Source organism: Streptomyces sp. M-16, from assembly GCF_052114405.1.
Taxonomy (GTDB): domain Bacteria; phylum Actinomycetota; class Actinomycetes; order Streptomycetales; family Streptomycetaceae; genus Streptomyces.
The window spans coordinates 112,288-128,739 of record NZ_JBFRER010000005.1; the positions used below are offsets into that span (position 1 = coordinate 112,288).

The 16,452-nt window shown below is 69.2% G+C and carries 17 protein-coding genes and 4 pseudogenes; 13 read left to right on the top strand and 8 right to left on the bottom strand.

The window, feature by feature from the left end; genetic code table 11:
* Positions 1 to 12: 12 nt before the first annotated feature.
* Positions 13 to 342 (bottom strand): hypothetical protein, encoded by a 330-nt coding sequence (locus tag AB4039_RS04240; protein ID WP_266844249.1) that lies wholly within the window; start codon positions 340 to 342, stop codon positions 13 to 15.
* A gap of 400 nt (positions 343 to 742) precedes the next feature.
* On the opposite strand from AB4039_RS04240, the gene AB4039_RS04245 reads away from it, so the two are divergent.
* From AB4039_RS04245 to AB4039_RS04270, 6 genes and pseudogenes are all read left to right on the top strand, one after another.
* The gene (locus tag AB4039_RS04245; RefSeq protein WP_266844247.1) at positions 743 to 1,405 is read left to right on the top strand and encodes a pyridoxamine 5'-phosphate oxidase family protein; all 663 of its coding nucleotides are present in this window, start codon (positions 743 to 745) and stop codon (positions 1,403 to 1,405) included.
* A gap of 144 nt (positions 1,406 to 1,549) precedes the next feature.
* Positions 1,550 to 2,246, top strand: a pseudogene (locus AB4039_RS04250) (relaxase domain-containing protein); the annotation flags it as partial.
* A gap of 293 nt (positions 2,247 to 2,539) precedes the next feature.
* On the top strand, positions 2,540 to 4,075 hold the full coding sequence (locus AB4039_RS04255) for an MFS transporter (protein ID WP_442269999.1): 1,536 nt from the start codon (positions 2,540 to 2,542) through the stop codon (positions 4,073 to 4,075).
* Positions 4,017 to 4,628, top strand: a complete 612-nt coding sequence (locus AB4039_RS04260; protein WP_266844244.1) for a TetR/AcrR family transcriptional regulator — start codon at positions 4,017 to 4,019, stop codon at positions 4,626 to 4,628. The genes AB4039_RS04255 and AB4039_RS04260 overlap by 59 nt, the downstream gene beginning before the upstream one ends.
* 132 nt (positions 4,629 to 4,760) lie before the next feature.
* Entirely contained in the window at positions 4,761 to 5,069 is a 309-nt protein-coding gene (locus AB4039_RS04265) for a DUF1330 domain-containing protein (protein WP_266844242.1), read from the top strand.
* 52 nt (positions 5,070 to 5,121) lie between these two features.
* Complete coding sequence (locus AB4039_RS04270) at positions 5,122 to 5,298, top strand: hypothetical protein (RefSeq protein WP_442270000.1); 177 nt, start codon at positions 5,122 to 5,124, stop codon at positions 5,296 to 5,298.
* Positions 5,299 to 5,704: 406 nt separating this feature from the next.
* Here the strand turns inward: AB4039_RS04270 and AB4039_RS04275 are convergent, their stop codons facing one another.
* The gene (locus AB4039_RS04275) at positions 5,705 to 5,863 is read right to left on the bottom strand and encodes a hypothetical protein (RefSeq protein ID WP_266844239.1); all 159 of its coding nucleotides are present in this window, start codon (positions 5,861 to 5,863) and stop codon (positions 5,705 to 5,707) included.
* Positions 5,864 to 5,942: 79 nt separating this feature from the next.
* On the opposite strand from AB4039_RS04275, the gene AB4039_RS04280 reads away from it, so the two are divergent.
* On the top strand, positions 5,943 to 6,254 hold the full coding sequence (locus AB4039_RS04280; protein ID WP_266844237.1) for a hypothetical protein: 312 nt from the start codon (positions 5,943 to 5,945) through the stop codon (positions 6,252 to 6,254).
* Between the two features lie 178 nt (positions 6,255 to 6,432).
* On the top strand, positions 6,433 to 7,155 hold the full coding sequence (locus AB4039_RS04285) for a dienelactone hydrolase family protein (protein WP_442270001.1): 723 nt from the start codon (positions 6,433 to 6,435) through the stop codon (positions 7,153 to 7,155).
* Positions 7,156 to 7,564: 409 nt separating this feature from the next.
* On the opposite strand, the gene AB4039_RS04290 is transcribed toward AB4039_RS04285, so the two are convergent.
* Genes AB4039_RS04290 through AB4039_RS04300 form a run of 3 tightly spaced genes read right to left on the bottom strand, consistent with a single transcriptional unit; the run spans position 7,565 to position 9,844 of the window.
* A complete protein-coding gene (locus AB4039_RS04290; RefSeq protein WP_442270002.1) occupies positions 7,565 to 8,794 on the bottom strand; it encodes an erythromycin esterase family protein in 1,230 nt (409 codons plus the stop codon).
* 42 nt (positions 8,795 to 8,836) lie between these two features.
* The gene (locus tag AB4039_RS04295; protein WP_266844232.1) at positions 8,837 to 9,310 is read right to left on the bottom strand and encodes a nuclear transport factor 2 family protein; all 474 of its coding nucleotides are present in this window, start codon (positions 9,308 to 9,310) and stop codon (positions 8,837 to 8,839) included.
* Positions 9,311 to 9,343: 33 nt separating this feature from the next.
* Complete coding sequence (locus tag AB4039_RS04300) at positions 9,344 to 9,844, bottom strand: DUF4396 domain-containing protein (RefSeq protein ID WP_266844230.1); 501 nt, start codon at positions 9,842 to 9,844, stop codon at positions 9,344 to 9,346.
* A gap of 113 nt (positions 9,845 to 9,957) precedes the next feature.
* On the opposite strand from AB4039_RS04300, the gene AB4039_RS04305 reads away from it, so the two are divergent.
* The 3 genes and pseudogenes from AB4039_RS04305 to AB4039_RS04315 all read left to right on the top strand — a co-directional run.
* Complete coding sequence (locus AB4039_RS04305) at positions 9,958 to 10,863, top strand: LysR family transcriptional regulator (protein ID WP_442270003.1); 906 nt, start codon at positions 9,958 to 9,960, stop codon at positions 10,861 to 10,863.
* Positions 10,864 to 11,244: 381 nt separating this feature from the next.
* Positions 11,245 to 11,466, top strand: a complete 222-nt coding sequence (locus tag AB4039_RS04310; RefSeq protein ID WP_266844226.1) for a hypothetical protein — start codon at positions 11,245 to 11,247, stop codon at positions 11,464 to 11,466.
* Between the two features lie 151 nt (positions 11,467 to 11,617).
* Positions 11,618 to 11,880, top strand: a pseudogene (locus AB4039_RS04315) (IS5/IS1182 family transposase); the annotation flags it as partial.
* Here AB4039_RS04315 and AB4039_RS04320 read toward each other — a convergent pair.
* Positions 11,877 to 12,416: a hypothetical protein gene (locus tag AB4039_RS04320; protein ID WP_266844225.1), complete on the bottom strand. Its 540-nt coding sequence runs from the start codon at positions 12,414 to 12,416 to the stop codon at positions 11,877 to 11,879. The pseudogene AB4039_RS04315 and the gene AB4039_RS04320 sit on opposite strands and share 4 nt — an antisense overlap.
* 352 nt (positions 12,417 to 12,768) lie before the next feature.
* Between AB4039_RS04320 and AB4039_RS04325 the strand changes: the two are divergent.
* A pseudogene (locus AB4039_RS04325) lies at positions 12,769 to 13,104 on the top strand (transposase); the annotation flags it as partial.
* A gap of 171 nt (positions 13,105 to 13,275) precedes the next feature.
* Here AB4039_RS04325 and AB4039_RS04330 read toward each other — a convergent pair.
* A complete protein-coding gene (locus tag AB4039_RS04330) occupies positions 13,276 to 14,151 on the bottom strand; it encodes a LysR family transcriptional regulator (protein WP_442270004.1) in 876 nt (291 codons plus the stop codon).
* Between the two features lie 121 nt (positions 14,152 to 14,272).
* Between AB4039_RS04330 and AB4039_RS04335 the strand changes: the two genes are divergently transcribed.
* The gene (locus AB4039_RS04335) at positions 14,273 to 15,271 is read left to right on the top strand and encodes an NADP-dependent oxidoreductase (protein WP_266844223.1); all 999 of its coding nucleotides are present in this window, start codon (positions 14,273 to 14,275) and stop codon (positions 15,269 to 15,271) included.
* Positions 15,272 to 16,278: 1,007 nt separating this feature from the next.
* Here AB4039_RS04335 and AB4039_RS04340 read toward each other — a convergent pair.
* Positions 16,279 to 16,443: pseudogene (locus AB4039_RS04340) on the bottom strand (IS5/IS1182 family transposase); the annotation flags it as partial.
* Positions 16,444 to 16,452 lie beyond the last annotated feature (9 nt).

Here is a 16,452-nt window from a genome sequence, read left to right on the forward strand (position 1 = left end):
CCGGGGCGAGGGTCACGGCCGTAAGGAGGGAGGCGGCCAGTAAGGAGCGAAGCATGTCAGATCCATTCGAGAGAGATGAAGACGACCAGTGCGACGGCGTCCAGAGTGAGCAGTGAACCCACCTCGTACCCACCGGTTGGGCAGGCTGAGCACGCGCAATGACTTGTCGGCCGGCAGCAACTTGGCCGCGACCACGCCGAGCACGGAGAACATGAAGCAGATCTCGATGTTCAGGCCGATCAGGATCAGGTAGGCCGAATCACCGCCCGGCGCGCCCCATACCGGGGCCCGTCCGGTGAAGTGGAGGACCGGGGCGTTCCAGATCTCGTTGAACCAGTCCATGCCCGTTCCGGTTACGCCGCTCCGCCTCGGTGGCGTAGACGTACAGAACGATCAGAAGCAGCGGTATGACGTACCAGTGGAAGGCGTGCACGTCACGCAGATGCTGCAGGGCGGTGCCGGCGGTGTCGGGCACGCGTGGGGTCGTCCGTCAGTGCGGGAGGCCTGCGATGGCAGTGCGCGAGGGTTTCCGTTGTGCTGCACCCTTCACTGAACTGATTTCGTTGAATACTGGCGAACGAGTGGCGATATCGTTAGCGTCGGGTGCATCGCGCCGACGGGTCCGCAGGCTCCTGCCGCACGCCCCGGCCCGTCCGCCGTTTCGTGAAGTCCCCAGACTGATAACGCACTTGTGAAAGAGGCGTACGTGAACCACAGCCAACTTCCCTCCACGCTGCCGGAGATGGACCGAACCCGTCACCGTCGCCTGAGGGCTCAGGGAAGTCTCGACCGTGCCGTACTCAACGCGATCCTGGACGCGGGCTTCATGTGCCACTTCGGGGTGGTCGTCGACGGCTACCCCATGGTCGTCCCCACCGTCTACGGCAGCGACGGCCGCAACCTCTACTTCCACGGGTCCGTGGCCAGCCGAAGCCTGGTCGCCTCACCTGGGGCGACGGTGTGCGTGACGGTGACGCACGTGGACGGCCTCGTGCTCGCCCGGTCGGTGTTCGAGCACGGCGTCAACTACCGCAGCGCGATGATCTACGGCGTCCCGCGCCTGGTCACGGACACGGAGGAGAAGCTGGAGGGTCTGCGCTGCCTGACCGAGCAGGCCACACCCGGGCAGTGGGACTACGCGCGGCAGCCCAGCGCCAAGGAGATGGCGGCGACCGCGTTGCTCTGCATGTCGCTCGAGGAGGCGTCGGTCAAGACGAGCACCGGCGGCCCGGAGGACGGCGACGGCCCCGACGCCGCCCTCGGAATCTGGGCCGGAGTCCTCCCCCTGGTCGCCACCTGGGGTGAACCGGAGCCCGATACCCTGCTCGCGGACGGCGTCGAGCCGCCCGCGCACGTCACCGCCCGGAGCAACACCCGCGCATTCGTGGGGCAGGCGGCCGGGTGACGTGGGCTGAAGACCCTCGGCACAGCGGAGGAGCGAGGGTCGGGTTGGCTGGCGCTCCGCCAACCCGCCACGCGGAAGGCGCGGCTGACCATTCCGCGAGGTCGCCGGGGCTCCGCCCTGGAGTCACGGGTGATTCACGAGAAATCGAATCCCAAGCAGCGCAAGTCGGTCCGGGACGGGCTGATCGTGGCGGTGTTCCGGCTCTACGAGTGCCGGGCGGCCGAGATGAAACCGCTCCTGCACGATCACGCGGTGGTGTCGATCCGCGCCCGGCGGCCGGACGGGGCCTGGAGGTGGGGCAACCTGTCGGCGGACTCGACGCTGGCCCACATCGTCGCGGCCGACACCCTCCCTCCACTTCAGGGAGGAGGTCACGGCCCGGCTCGGATGGGCGTGGGAGCCGCGCGAGGTGACGCCCGGCCGCAGGCCGGTCATGGAGATCGCCGGGATCGACCAGCGGCTAATCGGCTGGCAGTCGACCCGGCGCCGGCAGATCGAGGATGCGCTGTCTGTTCTCACGGCCAAGTACGAGGAGCGGCAGGGTCACGCGCCGGGGGAGAGGGCCGCCCATGCGCTGGCCTGTCAGGCTGTCGACCAGACCCGCTCGCCCAGGCGCACGGTGTCGCTGTCGCTGTCGCTGACCGAGCTGCGAGAACGCTGGTGAGCCTCGGCAATCGCCGCTTTGGGCGCCTGCACCGTCTACCGGCTCGCCGAGGGGGCCCGGGCGGGGGCGGTCGCGGCGGTGTGGGCGCTGGTGCGGTCGGTCGTCGACATAGCGCTGGCCGTCGTCGACGTCGCCGCCGTGGTCTACGTGATGCGCGGCGCCTTCAAGCACCACCACCACAACCGACACTGGCGCCCCCTCCGTGATGGGCGAGATCCGTAAGAAGTGGGCCTCGATCGGCTGGCAAGGAGCTGGATCGACGACCCCACCAGCGGTGAATTCGCCGTTGGGCATGCTCCGCTACGTCGTCGAGCAGACCTTCGCCCTGCTCCACCACCACGGAAGCATTGCGAGGTGAATGACGTTCACCTACAGTGGTGAACGTCATTCACCTTCAAGGGGGTTTCGCGGTGCCCACTGATTCGCCGCCCCCATCTCCGTCCCCGTCCCCGTCCGGCGATCGCCGCGTCATGGCCGTTCTGGCGGCAGGGGGTATCGTCACCACGCTGGTGCAGACCGCAGTCGTACCGCTGCTGCCGCAGTTGCCTCGGCTGACCGGCGCGGCGCCGGTCGATGTCGGGTGGGTGGTCACGCTCACGTTGCTGACCGGGGCGGTCGCGACGCCGTTGCTGGGGCGGGCCGGGGACATGTACGGCAAGCGGCGGATGTTGTTGGTCGCGCTCGGTGCGCTCGCCGTCGGGTCGCTGGTGTGCTCGTTCGCCTCCACCCTCCCGTGGCTTTTGGCCGGCCGTGGACTGCAGGGGGTGGGGGCCGCGGTGGTGCCGCTGTCGATCAGTTTCCTGCGGGGCGTGCTGCCGCCGCATCGGACGGGTTCGGCGGTGGCGCTGATGAGTTCGACGGTGGGGATCGGTGCTGCTCTCGGTCTGCCACTGGCCGCGCTGCTGGTGCAGTTCGCGGACTGGCATGCGATGTTCTGGGCGATGACCGTGCTCTCGGCGGCGGTGCTCGTGCTCGCGTGGTGGGTGCTGCGGGAGGAGCCGGTTCGGTCGCCGGGGCGGTTCGACCTGGTCGGGGCGTGCGGGCTGAGTGTGGGGCTGGTGCTTCTGCTGTTGGCGTTGTCCAAGGCGGGTGAGTGGGGGTGGGGCAGTCGGCGGGTTCTGGGTCTGTCGGGGGCGGCGCTGCTGATCCTGGCGGGGTGGACCGTCCAGCAGCGCCGGGTGTCGCGGCCGCTGGTGGACGTGCGGCTCGCGATGCGTCCGGCGGTTCTGCTGCCGCATGTGGCCGCGTTGTTGGCCGGGTTCGCGTTCTACGCCAACTCCCTCGTCACCGCGCAGCTGATCCAGACGCCTCGGATCACCGGGTACGGTCTGGGTCTCTCGGTGGTGGCGGCGGGTGCGTGCCTGCTGCCCAGTGGTGTGATCATGGTGCTGTGCGCTTCCTTGTCCGCCCGACTGTCCGCCGCCCGTGGGGCCAAGGCCACGCTGACCCTGGGCACGGTGGTCATCGCGGCCGGGTACGGGCTGCGCTTCGCCGACAGTCGGCAGTTGTGGGCGGTCATCGCCGGTGCGGCCGTGGTGTCGGTGGGCACGGCGCTCGCCTACTCCGCGCTGCCCATGCTGATCATGCGAGCGGTGCCGCTGGAGCAGACCGCCGCGGCGAACGGCCTCAACGTCCTCATGCGCACCATCGGGCAGGCCCTGTGCAGCGCGGTGGTCGCCACCGTGCTGGCGCAGCACACCCGCGTGTTCGCCGGCGTGTCGGGCGCGGCCGTGGCGGCGCCTACCCTGGACGGGTACCGCGGGGCCTTCGCCGCGGCGGGGGCGGTCGCGTTGCTGGCCTGTGCGGCCGCCCGCCTCATCCCGCGCCAGCCCCGACCCGCGCCGTCCCCCCTCCAGGAGGCTGAACACGATGCCCGGCCCGAGCTCCGTCTCCCCCCGCAGCGGCCGCCCGCGAACGACGTCCAGGAACCCGCCGGCACCGGCACCGGTGCCGGCGCCGCCGACGCCCGGCCCGGCACCGGAGGACCGGGCGGCACGACCGCGTGACGCCGACGCGCGGCGCGCGGAGATCCTCGCCGCCGCCCGGCGTGCGTTCGCGCGCCATGCCTACGCCGACACGACCATCGGCGCCATCGCCGATGACGCGGGCGTCAGCCCGGCGCTCGTGATGAAGTACTACGGCTCCAAGGAGCACCTGTTCAACCAGGTCTTCACCTTCGACGCCGACGCCACCGCCCTGTTCGACGCCCCTTTGGACGGCCTCGCCCGGCACATGGTCCTGCACCTGCTCGCCACCCAGCGCGGCCAGACCCGCGACCCGATCCTGCGCATCGCCTTCTCCCGTCACCACCTGGAACTCGGCGGACAGGCCCGGGCCAACTTCCGCACGCAGGTCATCGACGCCCTCGCCGCCCGACTCCCCGGGCCGGACGCCGGGCTGCGAGCGGAACTGGCCATCGGCGTGCTGCTCGGCCTCGGGGCCCTGTACGCGACCGTCCAGGCCGACCAGCTGACGAGCCTGGCCCCCGACGAAGTCGCCGATCTGTACATCCCACTCCTACAACCCCTGCTCGACGGCGAGGCTCCGGTGCGTCGCTGACCAGTACGTTCCCTGAACCACCCCGGTGATCTTCCGCCGGGTACGCTCGCTCGCAGCAGTGCATCCGGCGTCAGACGTGCACTTTCCGACGTGCATTCTCGGACGCGCACTTTCCGAACACTGGAGGTTCTCGTGGCCAAGGGCTACTGGGTCAGCGTCTACCGCACCATTTCCGACCCCGAGAAGCTGGCGGCCTACAACAAGCTGGCCGCTGCGGCCGTCAAGGCCGGAGGCGGACGGACGCTCGCCCGCGGCGGGCGGGTCGTCGCCCACGAGGACGGCGTCGCGGAGCGCGTCATCCTGGTCGAGTTCGACAGCTTCGAACAGGCTGTCGCCGCTCGCGCGAGTGAGGCGTACCAGCAGGCGTTGCTCGCCCTGTCCGACGCCGTCGAGCGCGACTTCCGCATCATCGAAGGCGTTGAGGATTCGGATCAAACGTGAGGTCCAGGCGCGCGCACGACTCATCGCCATCGCCAGGCGCTTCAACGCCCCGGTGACCACACTGCGATTCAACCCGGACCTCGCCGACCTCCTCCAGCAGCACGCGGAGCGAGGCCGCACCGACATCACCGCCGCAGACATCCGTGCCTACGCCGCGATCATGGCCCGACACACCGCCGCCGACCAACTGTGCTCCGACGGCGCAACCGCCGTCCACGACGTTCCCTGACGCCGCCAAACAACCACGCCCGCCGAAGCCGCCGCGCATTTCGCACCCGCCTGACACGACCGACGCGTCCAGGCTCGTCCTCCGGCCCCCTCCGAGAACATGCGCGGGGCAGCACTAGGCCGGGCGGCCGTCCGGGGAATGGTTTTTTCGCCCGTCCATGGAGTGACGTCCCCCGTGGCAGGGCCTGTCGGGCCTCCGCCCCGGCGGTCCGACGCCGAGTGTGGAGGGGAAGCCGGCACGTCCGGTTCCTGGCGACTCCGAGCGGATACGGGGCGACATGGGTGACACCCTGCACGCCCTGCACGGCCGCGACACATCGAAAGCGCCGCCGCCTACCACCGGCTCGGCTGGCCCATCGCGATCGCGCACCGCCAGCGCACGACGAACAGGGCTGGCGCCGGGTGCGCTACGACAGGCCGTGATCGAAGGCCGCCGCGCCGACACCGGACGCCGACGCCAACGCGTCCTGGCATCCCTCGCTGACGCCGCGAAGAACGGCACGGACATCACCGTCGCCGCGATCGCCCGCCACGCGGGCGTCGACCGCACCTTCCTCTACCGCCACCGCGACCTCCTCGCCCACATTCACGCCCAGGCCGCTGAACCGGCCACCACCCCCGGCGGCAACGGCCCCACCGTCAGCCGTGCATCGCTCAAGGCCGATCTCGCAGCCGCTGACGCCCCGCACCGCCCGCCTCGCCACCCAGGTCCGCCACCTCGAACAGCGCCTCAGCCAAGCACTCGGCGAGCAGGTCTGGCGCGAGGTGGGCATCGGCGGCCCCGATGACAGCGAGCAGCTCAAGGCCCGGATCGCCACCCTCGAACAGCAGGCGATCGACCTGGAACTGCAACCCCAGGTACGCGACGACGACCTCGCCGCCACCCGCGCTGCCAACCGCGAGCTCATGGCCCAGCTCAACCGCCACGTCGACCGCTCACCCAACCCGCCCGGGTGAGCGCACGCGCCCGCAACAACCCGGTCCCGGTCTCTCGCGGCCGGGAACCGGGTTGTCGCGAACGGGGTCTGTGACGGATCTTGTGAGCCATCGCCGCATTTCAGAGGCATACCCGCGCTGTTCTGCCAGCGGTGAACACCGTCCCGACCGATCTCGACAATCACTACGGTCCAGTCTCATGACGATTACGACGCGCACGGTCGAGTACCAGGCCGACGGTCGGACGATGATCGGGCACCTCGCCGTCCCGGCCGGTGTCGACCGCCGGCCCGCGGTGCTGCTCGGGCCAGAGGGCATGGGGCTCAGTGACGTCGAGCGCCGTCGGGCCGATGCTCTTGCCGAGCTGGGATATGTAGCGCTGGCCTTCGACCTTCACGGCGGGCGCTATTTGGGTGACCCCGAGGAGATGCTGGCCCGTTGCCTGCCGCTGCTCGCTGATCCCGGCCGGATGCGGGGCATCGGCCACGCGGCGCTCGACGTGCTGCGCGCCGAACCGCGGACCGACCCCGACCGGATCGCCGCCGTCGGCTACGGCACCGGGGGCGCCATCGCGCTGGAACTCGGACGCGACGGCGTCGACCTGCGGGCGATCGGGACAGTCAACGCAACTACCACGGGCCGACCGGGCGAGGCGGCGCGCATCCGCTGCCCGGTGTGGGCCGGGGTCGGATCGGATGACCCGATCATGCCGCCCGCGCAACGGGACGCGTTCACCGCCGAGATGCAGGCCGCAGGTGTCGATTGGCGCCTCGTGGTCTACGGCGGCGCCTTGCACGCCTTCCACCACCCGCCGGTCGACCACCTCGTGGTCCCCGGCGTTGGCTACCACCCACGCCACGCGCAGAGAGCCTGGCACGACATCGTCGACCTGCTCGCCGAGTGCCTTCCCGTAACGGCATGATCTGGTCGGCAATTTCGCGATTCCGGGCCGCGAACCAGGCCGGTCGACCGCCACCGCCCCGGTTTGTGGCCGGCGCTCCCTCACAGGCTCGGCTGCCTGCTGACCAGCGCTTACCGATCAGCACGGCAGATTTCTGAGTATTCCGGTCCCGCCTCAAGATCGCCCGATGCACCGCGGACGGCGAGGGCGAGTAGCCCCTGCACCACACCTGTTGCATCCGTTACGGTGCTCGTGACCGCTCCTGAGCTGCGGAAACTCCAATCGCACACCCATGAAGCCCCAGAGAATGGTGGGTGACTCCGACTGCTCCGGCGAGGACATCGAGCGGGACTGGGTGGCGCGTACGAGGTGTTGGAGCCGGACGGAGGAGGCCGGCGGGTCCGGCTCCCACCCCCGGGCCCTGAGGTGGTCAGGGCAGGCGCCGCACCGGGGAAGCCTGGCGGACTTGGATGAGCACGTCGAAGGCGTCGGCCAGGGAGGCGACGGCCAGGTACTCGGCGGCATCCCGGGCCGGGGTGTAGACGCCGCTGATGACCCGGGCCTTCGCCGGTCCGTCCCATCGGCGGCGGGTGTCCTCGTCGCGCAGGTCCAGCCACCGGGCGGGGAGGTCGTCCGTGCCGAGCCTCGCGTCGACCAGGCCGGCGGCCGGCTCCGGCAGGACGGCGATCCCGAGGTCCCCGTGGTGGACGCCGATCGCCACGGAGGAGTACTGCCCGCCGTAGCCCTTGCGCAGCAGGCTGCCGACGGTGGCCTGCGGGCCGCGCTCGGGCACCACACCCAGGAGGGTCTCGGCCGCCGACGTGTGCGCGATGCCGTCCCAGTAGACCGTGCGCAGGCCGGTCCGGCGCTGGAAGGCGGCGACGACCCCGGCCCACGCCTCGGCCTCGCCCACGTAGTTGGCCCGCCCGGCGACGCTGTGCTCGTGGAAGTCCACGATCAACCGCATCTTCCCCCGCACCTCGTCGGCACCGGGCAGGGACGCGACCAGGGCGAGGGCATCGCGGGCGTGCTCGGCGAACGGGCGCCCCGGGTGGATCCCCCGCGCGCGCTGCACGTGCTCCTCGGTCTCGTGGGCGGTACGGATGGGATCCAGGTGGGACGCCACCTCCGCGAGCCGATCCGGCGCCGTGCCGCGGACGTGGTCCAGGACGGCGTCGTAATCGGCGCTCCGCGCCTGAACGGGCTTCACACCGAAGACCCGGACCGCGTCGTTCGCGTGGTCCCGGTTGAACGCCCGGATCCACTCCAGGGTGGCGGCCATCTCCGCCGTGCGCCACGGCCCCCAGGCCCCCGCCAGCGCGGACGCGGCCGTGCCCTCGCCGCCGCGCACGTACGCGTCGAGGGCCGCCGCCGCACCAGCGCTGTCCTGAACGGCCAGCGCGCGGAACCCGTGCTCCCGGATCAGCCGGCGGAACAACTGGTCCCGCACCCCGAAGGTCTCGTGGGAGAAGCGGGTGGACTCTCCGATGCCGACCACCGTGGCGGCGGCGAGCCGCCCGGCGATCCCGTCGAGCAGGGCCCCGGACAACGGGAGAGCGGCGGACAGCGGGCGGGCGTCGGGCAACGGGCGGGCGTCGGCGGTGGTGGGGTGCGGAGCGGCGGGGACGGGGAGACGGCGGGAGGCGGTTTGGTTCGGCATGCGTAGAGCCTCAAACATGAAGTTGACTTGAGGTCAAGGCGATCAGGGCTGGCCCTGGATGAGCTCGGGCGGGAGCACGGGAGGGTTGCCCTGGGTCCAGGTGACGTGCAGGTCGGCTCGCTTGAGCCGCCAGCCGTAGGCCGTACGGAGCAGCTCGTTGACGGTACGTCCGCCGGACAGGAAGAGGCTCCGGCCGGCGGCGAGTACGTGGGTGCTGAGCTGGTTTCCGCGCAGGGTGGCCCGGTCATCGGCCACCTCGATGACGTAGTTGGAACCGAAGTGCACGGTGCGGTCGAAGAGGCCGAGAGCGGTACGGACGTTGCCCAGGATGGCGTCCCGCCCCCGGACGTACCCGGCCGGGGTCTTGGTGCTGGCGTCCTCGGTGAAGAAGGACTCGGCCCACGCCTCGTCGAACTGCCGGTCGTCGAGGGACCGGAGGTAACGGTCGAAGAGATCGGTGATCTCGGCGCGGTCGGTCAGGGCTCGGATCTCGGCATGCAGCTGCTCGGTGTCCACAGGACGATCACGGAACATGAAGTCGACCACCGTTCAGTGCTGGTGGGGGGCGTGAACCACGGCGTGGCCGCGACCGCGGCCGATCATCCACCTGCTGACCGGAACGATCAGGGTGAACGCGAGGGCGAGCGAGCCCGCCAGCGCGATCCGGAACAGGAGGTCGCCGAGGCCGGCGTCCATCGCACCGGGGACGGTGACCATCACGGTATCGTCGATCAGTTCCACTACTAGGATCGACACAGGGCCGGCGGCCAGCGCGACCGTCATGGCGGCCCGGACGTCCAGGCCGGCCTTGAGTACGCCGCGCATGGTGAGGGCGTAGCCGAAGGCGAAGGCCAGTAGCACCGACAGCACCACGGTCGCGCCGTTGTGCAGGCCGAGGGCCGTGCCGAGCACCATCCCGAGGATCTCGCCGACGGCGCAGCCGGTCAGGCAGTGCAGGGTTGCCTGCGCGGCCGTCCGCCGACTCGCCCCGCCACCGTGCACGGCGCCATGGCCCGCGTGGTGGTGCTGGTGCGTGCCAGGGTGCGTCATGTCGTTCTCCCGGGATCGAAGGTTGCGTACCAACCCTGCGGGGTGACGGAGCCGCCAACAAGGCGTCATACTGGAACGTTTGTTTAGCGGGGTTCAACAACCAAGGAGGACTGGTGCTGGAACGGCTGGAATGGGAAGCGTTCCTGACACTGGCCCAGGAACTGCACTTCGGGCGCACCGCCGAACGCCTACACCTGACCACTGGCCGGATCAGTCAGACCATCAAGAGGCTGGAGCGTCGGATCGGCACGCCGCTGTTCGAACGCACCAGCCGCCGGGTCCGCCTCACCCCGGCCGGACAGCAACTCCACGACGATCTGCTTCCGGCCTACCGGCAGATCGAGGCCGGGCTGGTGAAGGCGATCAATGCCGCGCAGGGCGTTCAGAGCGTGCTGCGGGTCGGTTTCGTCGGTGCCGCCGCGGGACAACTCATGGTCCAGGCCGCCGAACTGTTCGCCCAGCGCCACCCCGGCGCCCGGGCCGTACCCAGAGAGCTTCAGATCGTCGACGGGTTCCCCCGGCTGCGGCGCGGGGACGTGGACCTGCTCATCGTCTCCCTGCCCCACCAGGAGCCCGGGATGATCAACGGTCCGGTCCTGTTCTCCGAATCGCGGATGCTGGCCGTCTCCGACGGCCACCCCCTGGCCCGCCGGGACAGCGTCTCGATGGAGGATCTCGTACAGGTCAGGCTCCTCCAGGTGGCCCAGACCGTCCCTGACTACTGGCGCAAGGCGCGTACACCGCTGAGGACCCCGGCCGGCCACCCCATCGAGACCGGCCCGGACTTCGAGACGTTCCAGGAGGCCCTGGCCCTGATCGGCGCCGGCCACGGCGCCTTCGTGGTGGGCGCCCAGGCAGCCCTCTATTACGCCCGTTCCGGCGTCGCCTGCGTGCCCCTCAGCGATGCGCCGCCCCTGGAGTGGATCCCCACCTGGCTCGCCTCGAACACGATGGACACGACCGCTCACATCCACACCTTCAACCGGACCGCCCAGGAGGCAGCCGCTCTGGGTGCCTGATCGGCTCCCGGCCGAAGGAAATGCTGGCGTGGTCGGCCTTGACCTCCGCGCTCTCGGCCTCGGTCGCGCACCTGATCGCCGAGCCGCGGTAGCCGGTACTGACCTTCACCACTGCGACGGGCTTGAACAGAAGGTCCATCGTTGTCTCGGGCCCGCCAGGCTCGTCAGGGCGCCCGACGCTCCGCATCAGGAGCTGGCCGTGGCTCGGAGCAATGCACGCGGGAGGCCTACCTTCCCGAGTGATCCTGTGATGGTCTCCGAGTTGGCCCGCGTTGCAGCGCGGGTCGGGAAGACACGCCCGCGCTCAACGTAGTCACCGATGACGGCTCCATCCACTCCGGCTCCCTGATCGATGAGATCGTCCGCGAGGGCGCCCGCCGGATGCCGGCCGCCGCACTGAAGGACGAAGTCAACCAGTACATAGCCGAGTTGACCGCTGAGACCGGCGAGCACGTCGGGGAGACGCGGCGGCACGATGGAAGCGCAGCCAGTGGCCGTCTCCTCGACGGTTACCTGCACTTGTCGATGGATGGCTGGGGCGTCGCCTGCATGTCGGCCGATCATGCGGCGGGCGGTCGCCGTGCTGCTTCGAACGCTCGCTGACCGGCCTGCGTGGCGAGTGACTGTATGAAGGGCAGGATCGCAGCCGTCACAGTCACCCCCGCAATGGTTGTTGCCACGGTGAGGAGTCCGGTGTTGCGACTCCTGCTGTAGAGCCGGATTCGGAAGACAGTGTGCGTAGCGGTTCCACGCCAAGCCGGTGATCGCGGAGCGGGCGGATCAGAAGGCCAACCGTGTGCGGCGCGGACAGACCGGCGGAGGCCGCCGGCCTTCGACCGAGAGCTCTACCAGGCCCGCAACGTGGTCGAACGCTGCTTCAACCGCCTCAAGCAGTTTCGCGCGATCGCCACCCGCTTCGACCAACTGGCCACCCGCTACAAGGCCGGAGTCCACCTCGCCTCACTGATCCTCCGGCTCCGCGAACCCGCCCAAGACCGTTTGTCAGACAGACCCTAGGAACGGTCGACTGCGTCGAGGGCGTGTTCTTTGAGGAAAACTCCCGCATGGGCTGCGGCTTCCTCCGCGGTCGCGTAGCGCGCCCCATCGGTGACCGCGGCGGATGCTCCATCAGCGCCCACACCTGTCCAACTCCAGTCACCGGACGGCGCCTGCACCAGTTCGGCCGTCCCCCCGTAGAGTGCGAGCGTGCTCCTGCCCGCCGTCGCGGGCGCTGAGCGGCTGACGGCGTCGGGCCATTTCTTACGGGCACCCTGCCGGGTGATGCCCCAGACAGCCCCCATCTGCTCGTAACTGGCACCGTAGGAGCCGGCGGTTGCTGCCGCGTGCGCGGTCAATCGCCTGACCTCGGCATCCATCACCTTCCAAGCGGCCAGGACGGACAGTGCCACGTCAACGGGATGTGCTTCCCACATGCGGTCTGCGGGCGATCCGGTCTGTTGGGAGCGAATCGCCGAGGCCAGCGGATTCAAGGCGTCGTACAGCGCCTTGTGGAGTTCTGCCTGCTCTTCCGGGGTGATCTCAGAGACCATCATGCGACAACTATAGTTTCCGAATCCTCGCATGGGAACCAGAGTTTACATACTGTCTCGCTTGCGGCCCAGCCGCATCAGCGAGACAGACCCTCCAGGGCTGCGCCAGGCGACGTTCGCCCCGGGGGCGACTTGGCGGAGGCGTTCGTCGGCAGCGCGCTTGTTCGCCAGATGATCTAGCGGCGGATCATGCTGCCCTGTTCCTCATGGTCAGCGTCACCGGGTCACTCGACGAGAGCGCGGGTCCGGCGCTTCCTGCGTCAGCCGGAAAGCTCCGCGACAAACCCAGCCAGTCGGCCCCCGCCCGCCATCCGCCCGAGCCGTCACCGCTGGACCCTCACCCGTCCCGAAGCGGTTGACCGAGAGGGACCGGATCCAACTCAAGGACGTACTGGCGAACCTCCCCGAACTGGACGCACTCGCCGGACACGTCCGCTCCTTCGCCCACATGCTCACCCAGTTACAGGGCCACCGGTTGCCGGCATGGATCGAAGCGGCGACCACCTCAGACCTGCCCAGCCTCCAGCGATTCGGCCGGCACCTGGAGCGGGACCTCGGCTCCGTCACCGCCGGACTCTCACAGCAGTGGAACTCCGGAGTCGTCCAGGGGCACGTCAAGCGGATCAAGATGCTGAAGCGCCAGATGTTCGGCCGTGTCGGCTTCGAACTCCTCAGCAAGCGGCCTTGCTCCACTTCTGAAAAGGCTGCTCGACACCAGCCGAAGCCCTCGACGAACACAGATGCATCAGGTCAGGGGACGTACGACGCTTGCCCCGAGCGATACCGGCAGATGCGCGACGAACACGGCGCGCGTGAGCACCGCTTGGTGCAGTTCAGCGCCGAGCGGCTCGGCTGTTTCCGGTCAGGCTGCCGGGGAGGTCAGGACGGCCTTGGCCGCCGGCCGGAGATTCCTGACCATCGGATTCGGGTCGCCCTTGCGGCTGACCAGGACGACCTGGCTGGGGGGAGCGCCCTTGATCGGGACGGTGACGAGGTCGGGACGCAGTGAGCTACGCCGATCGCCGACCGGTAGCACGGCGATCGCCCTGCCACTCGCGATGAGTTCGAGCTTGTCCTCGTAGCTCTCGACCGGCGGCACGCCGGCTCCGAGGATCCGGTAGGAAGTCCAGTCCGCGGTTTCGAACGCGCACGGCGCCGCCTTCTCGCCGGCCAGTTCTTCCGCGGTCACCGAAGCGCGGTCGGCCAAGGGATGGCCGCGCGGGACCACGAGCATCCGGGGCTCCTCGTACAGTGGAGTGGTGAACACGTCGTCGGCGGCAAGCGGCAGCGGGGCCCGCGCGATCAGGGCGTCGACGCGCTTGTCGGCCAGCGCCCCGACGTCGCGGCAGCTCAGGTACCGGGTGGCGATCTCGGCGTCCGGGTAACGGCGGCGCAGTTCCCGTACGGCGGCAGTGATCACCAGGTCTTCAACGTAGCCGATGGTGATTCGTTCGGTCTCGGCTTGTTCACGCACGGCCAGTTCGGCCTGGCGGGCGGCCTGCAGCAGGGCTTGGGCCTGGGGGAGGAACCTCTGGCCAGCCGGAGTGAGCCGGGTCCCCTGGGGTACGCGGTCCAGCAGTCGTACGCCGAGATACTTCTCGAGCCGTTGAATCTGGCGGCTCAGTGCCGGCTGGGCCACGTGCAAGTCGGTGGCGGCCCGGCCGAAGTGCTGGTGCGCCGCCACCACGGTGAAGTAGCGCACCAGCCGCAGTTCCAGGTCCTGTCCGAGATCGTTCACCCTTCCAGCCTACGCGTTATGCCGTTTCGGAATGACTAGTTGCCGAACCGGTCTTGGACGGCCATGCCGTCCTGGGCCTTGACTGAAGGAACAACGTTTCCCCAAGAAAGCGACAGGTGCGATGAAGGCGATCCAGCTCCACGAAGCGGGCGGCCCGGAAGTTTTGCAGTATGACGAGGTGCCGCTTCCCGAGATCGGCCCGGGCGAGGTGCTCGTCCGGGTGCACGCGGCGGGCATCAACCCGCCGGACTTGTACCTGCGTGAGGGGATGAAGGTCATGCCGGCCGAGATGAGGCCGGCGCTGGAGTTCCCCCTGATCCCCGGAACGGACATGTCAGGCGTGGTCCAGGCGGTCGCTCCGGACGTGCTGGGGTTCGCCGTCGGTGACGAGGTCTTCGGCATGCTGCGGTTCCCCGGATTCGACGGCCGGACGTACGCCGAGTACGTGGCCGCGTCGGCTTCGGACCTGGCTCACAAGCCGACCGGTATCGACCACGTACAGGCGGCTGGGGCGCCGATGGCCGTGCTTACGGCCTGGCAGTACCTGGTTGATCTCGGCCACGACGTGCCGTCTCCTTTCACCGGCCAGGTGCACCAGCCGGTGCCGATCACGCCGGGGATGACCGTGCTGGTCAACGGGGCCGCCGGTGGAGTGGGCCACTTCGCGGTGCAGCTGGCGAAATGGAAGGGGGCACACGTGATCGCGGTGGCCTCGGGGCGGCACGAGCAGTTCCTGCGCAAGCTCGGCGCCGATGAGTTCATCGACTACACCAGGACGCAGGCCGCGGACGTGGTCAGCGGCGTCGACCTGGTGATAGACACCGTCGGTGGCCCGCACAGCTCACGCTTCCTGACCGTGCTCAAGCGCGGCGGCACCATGCTTCCGGTGTTCTTCGCCCAGTACGACCCGGAAGAGACGGCGAGTCTGGGCATCACAGTCTCGGACACTCAGGTGCGTTCCAACGGCCCCCAGCTCGCCGAGATCGGGCGCCTGTTCGACGAGGGCAAGCTCCAGGTCGGGGTGGACAGCACCTACCCGCTGCCCGAGGCGGGCAGCGCACACACACGAGCCGCGCAGGGCCACCTCCAAGGCAAGATCGTGCTAACGGTGGTCTCGTGATCGCCGGACTCCAGCAGTGTGCCTGAAGGGTTGGTGCCGAGGATGTACTGAAGATGAGTGCCGAACTGCGGTGTGATTTTCGCCGAGTAGCAGCCGGGCGTTGAGCAGCGTCACCGATCGGAGACTGCGGCCGGTCAGTGAACTGAGTAGTCGTCACGCTTCTGACCCGGGGTTGTGTAGGTTGGCTGAGCGACTTGCCGACTGTGCTGGATCACCGAATCTGCACAGAGTCTGTGTGAATGGGTGCGGCGGTGGCACTGGATCGGCGTCAGCCAGGGCGGGATGACTGTCTCCTGCTCAGCCTGGGCGGTTGTAGTGATCATGGCTGTCACGAGGCGACGAAGTTGCTGCCGTCCGGTGTCGATCAGGAGGACGACCGGCTGCCAAGGGCGTGCCAGTTCACCCACGGGGACGACGTGGTGTTGCCAGTGCCCTGGCGGGCGGGAGTCTGCTGGGGCACTCGCTCGGGCGGACCTGCGTTGTGCCGGGCCGTGAACCGGGAGCTGACGCCAGCATCGCAACTGGTCCTGCACAATCGCTCCATGATGCGACGCCGCCAGCCGGTTCAGGACAAGGACGTTGCGTTGCCCGGACGATGCGGAGTTTCTTCTCCAGCTGTCTTCGGACGAGCGAGATGACTCTGAGCTAGTTGCCGTGCGCTACCGGAGCCGCATGTGGGGGCGTGCCGGATCCAGACTGACGGACCAGAAGAATCTCTCGCGGTCCCGATATTACGTAGGGGTCTCCGCTGATGTTGCCGCATTCGAGGACTTGGCGAAGCGAGTGACTCTGGTCGCCGACACACTGCTCTTGTCCGGTGAACTGAGCCGAGCCATATCGCCTGAGAGTCTCCAGATCCACTGGGTGACATGGTGCAGGAGCAGCTAGGCGCTTCCATCCTCCAGAGCGTGGGGCAGCTGCCCGGCGAAGACGGTGTCGTTCGCGGCGCGCGCGGCGGCTCGTACCGACTCCTTGGTCCAGGCCATCCGAGCGTGTGCCGAGGGGGCCAGTAGGGCCCGGTCCTCCAGCGGAAGGCTCCATGGCCGGCCCTTGCGGACCGCGTCCGCACCCTCACGCCGCAAAACCGGCACCAGCTTCCCGAAGGCACGCGGGCTCAGCCTGGTGAACGGGGCTATGCAGGACGGCTCCGATGCCGTGATCACACCAGCCACAGCAAGATC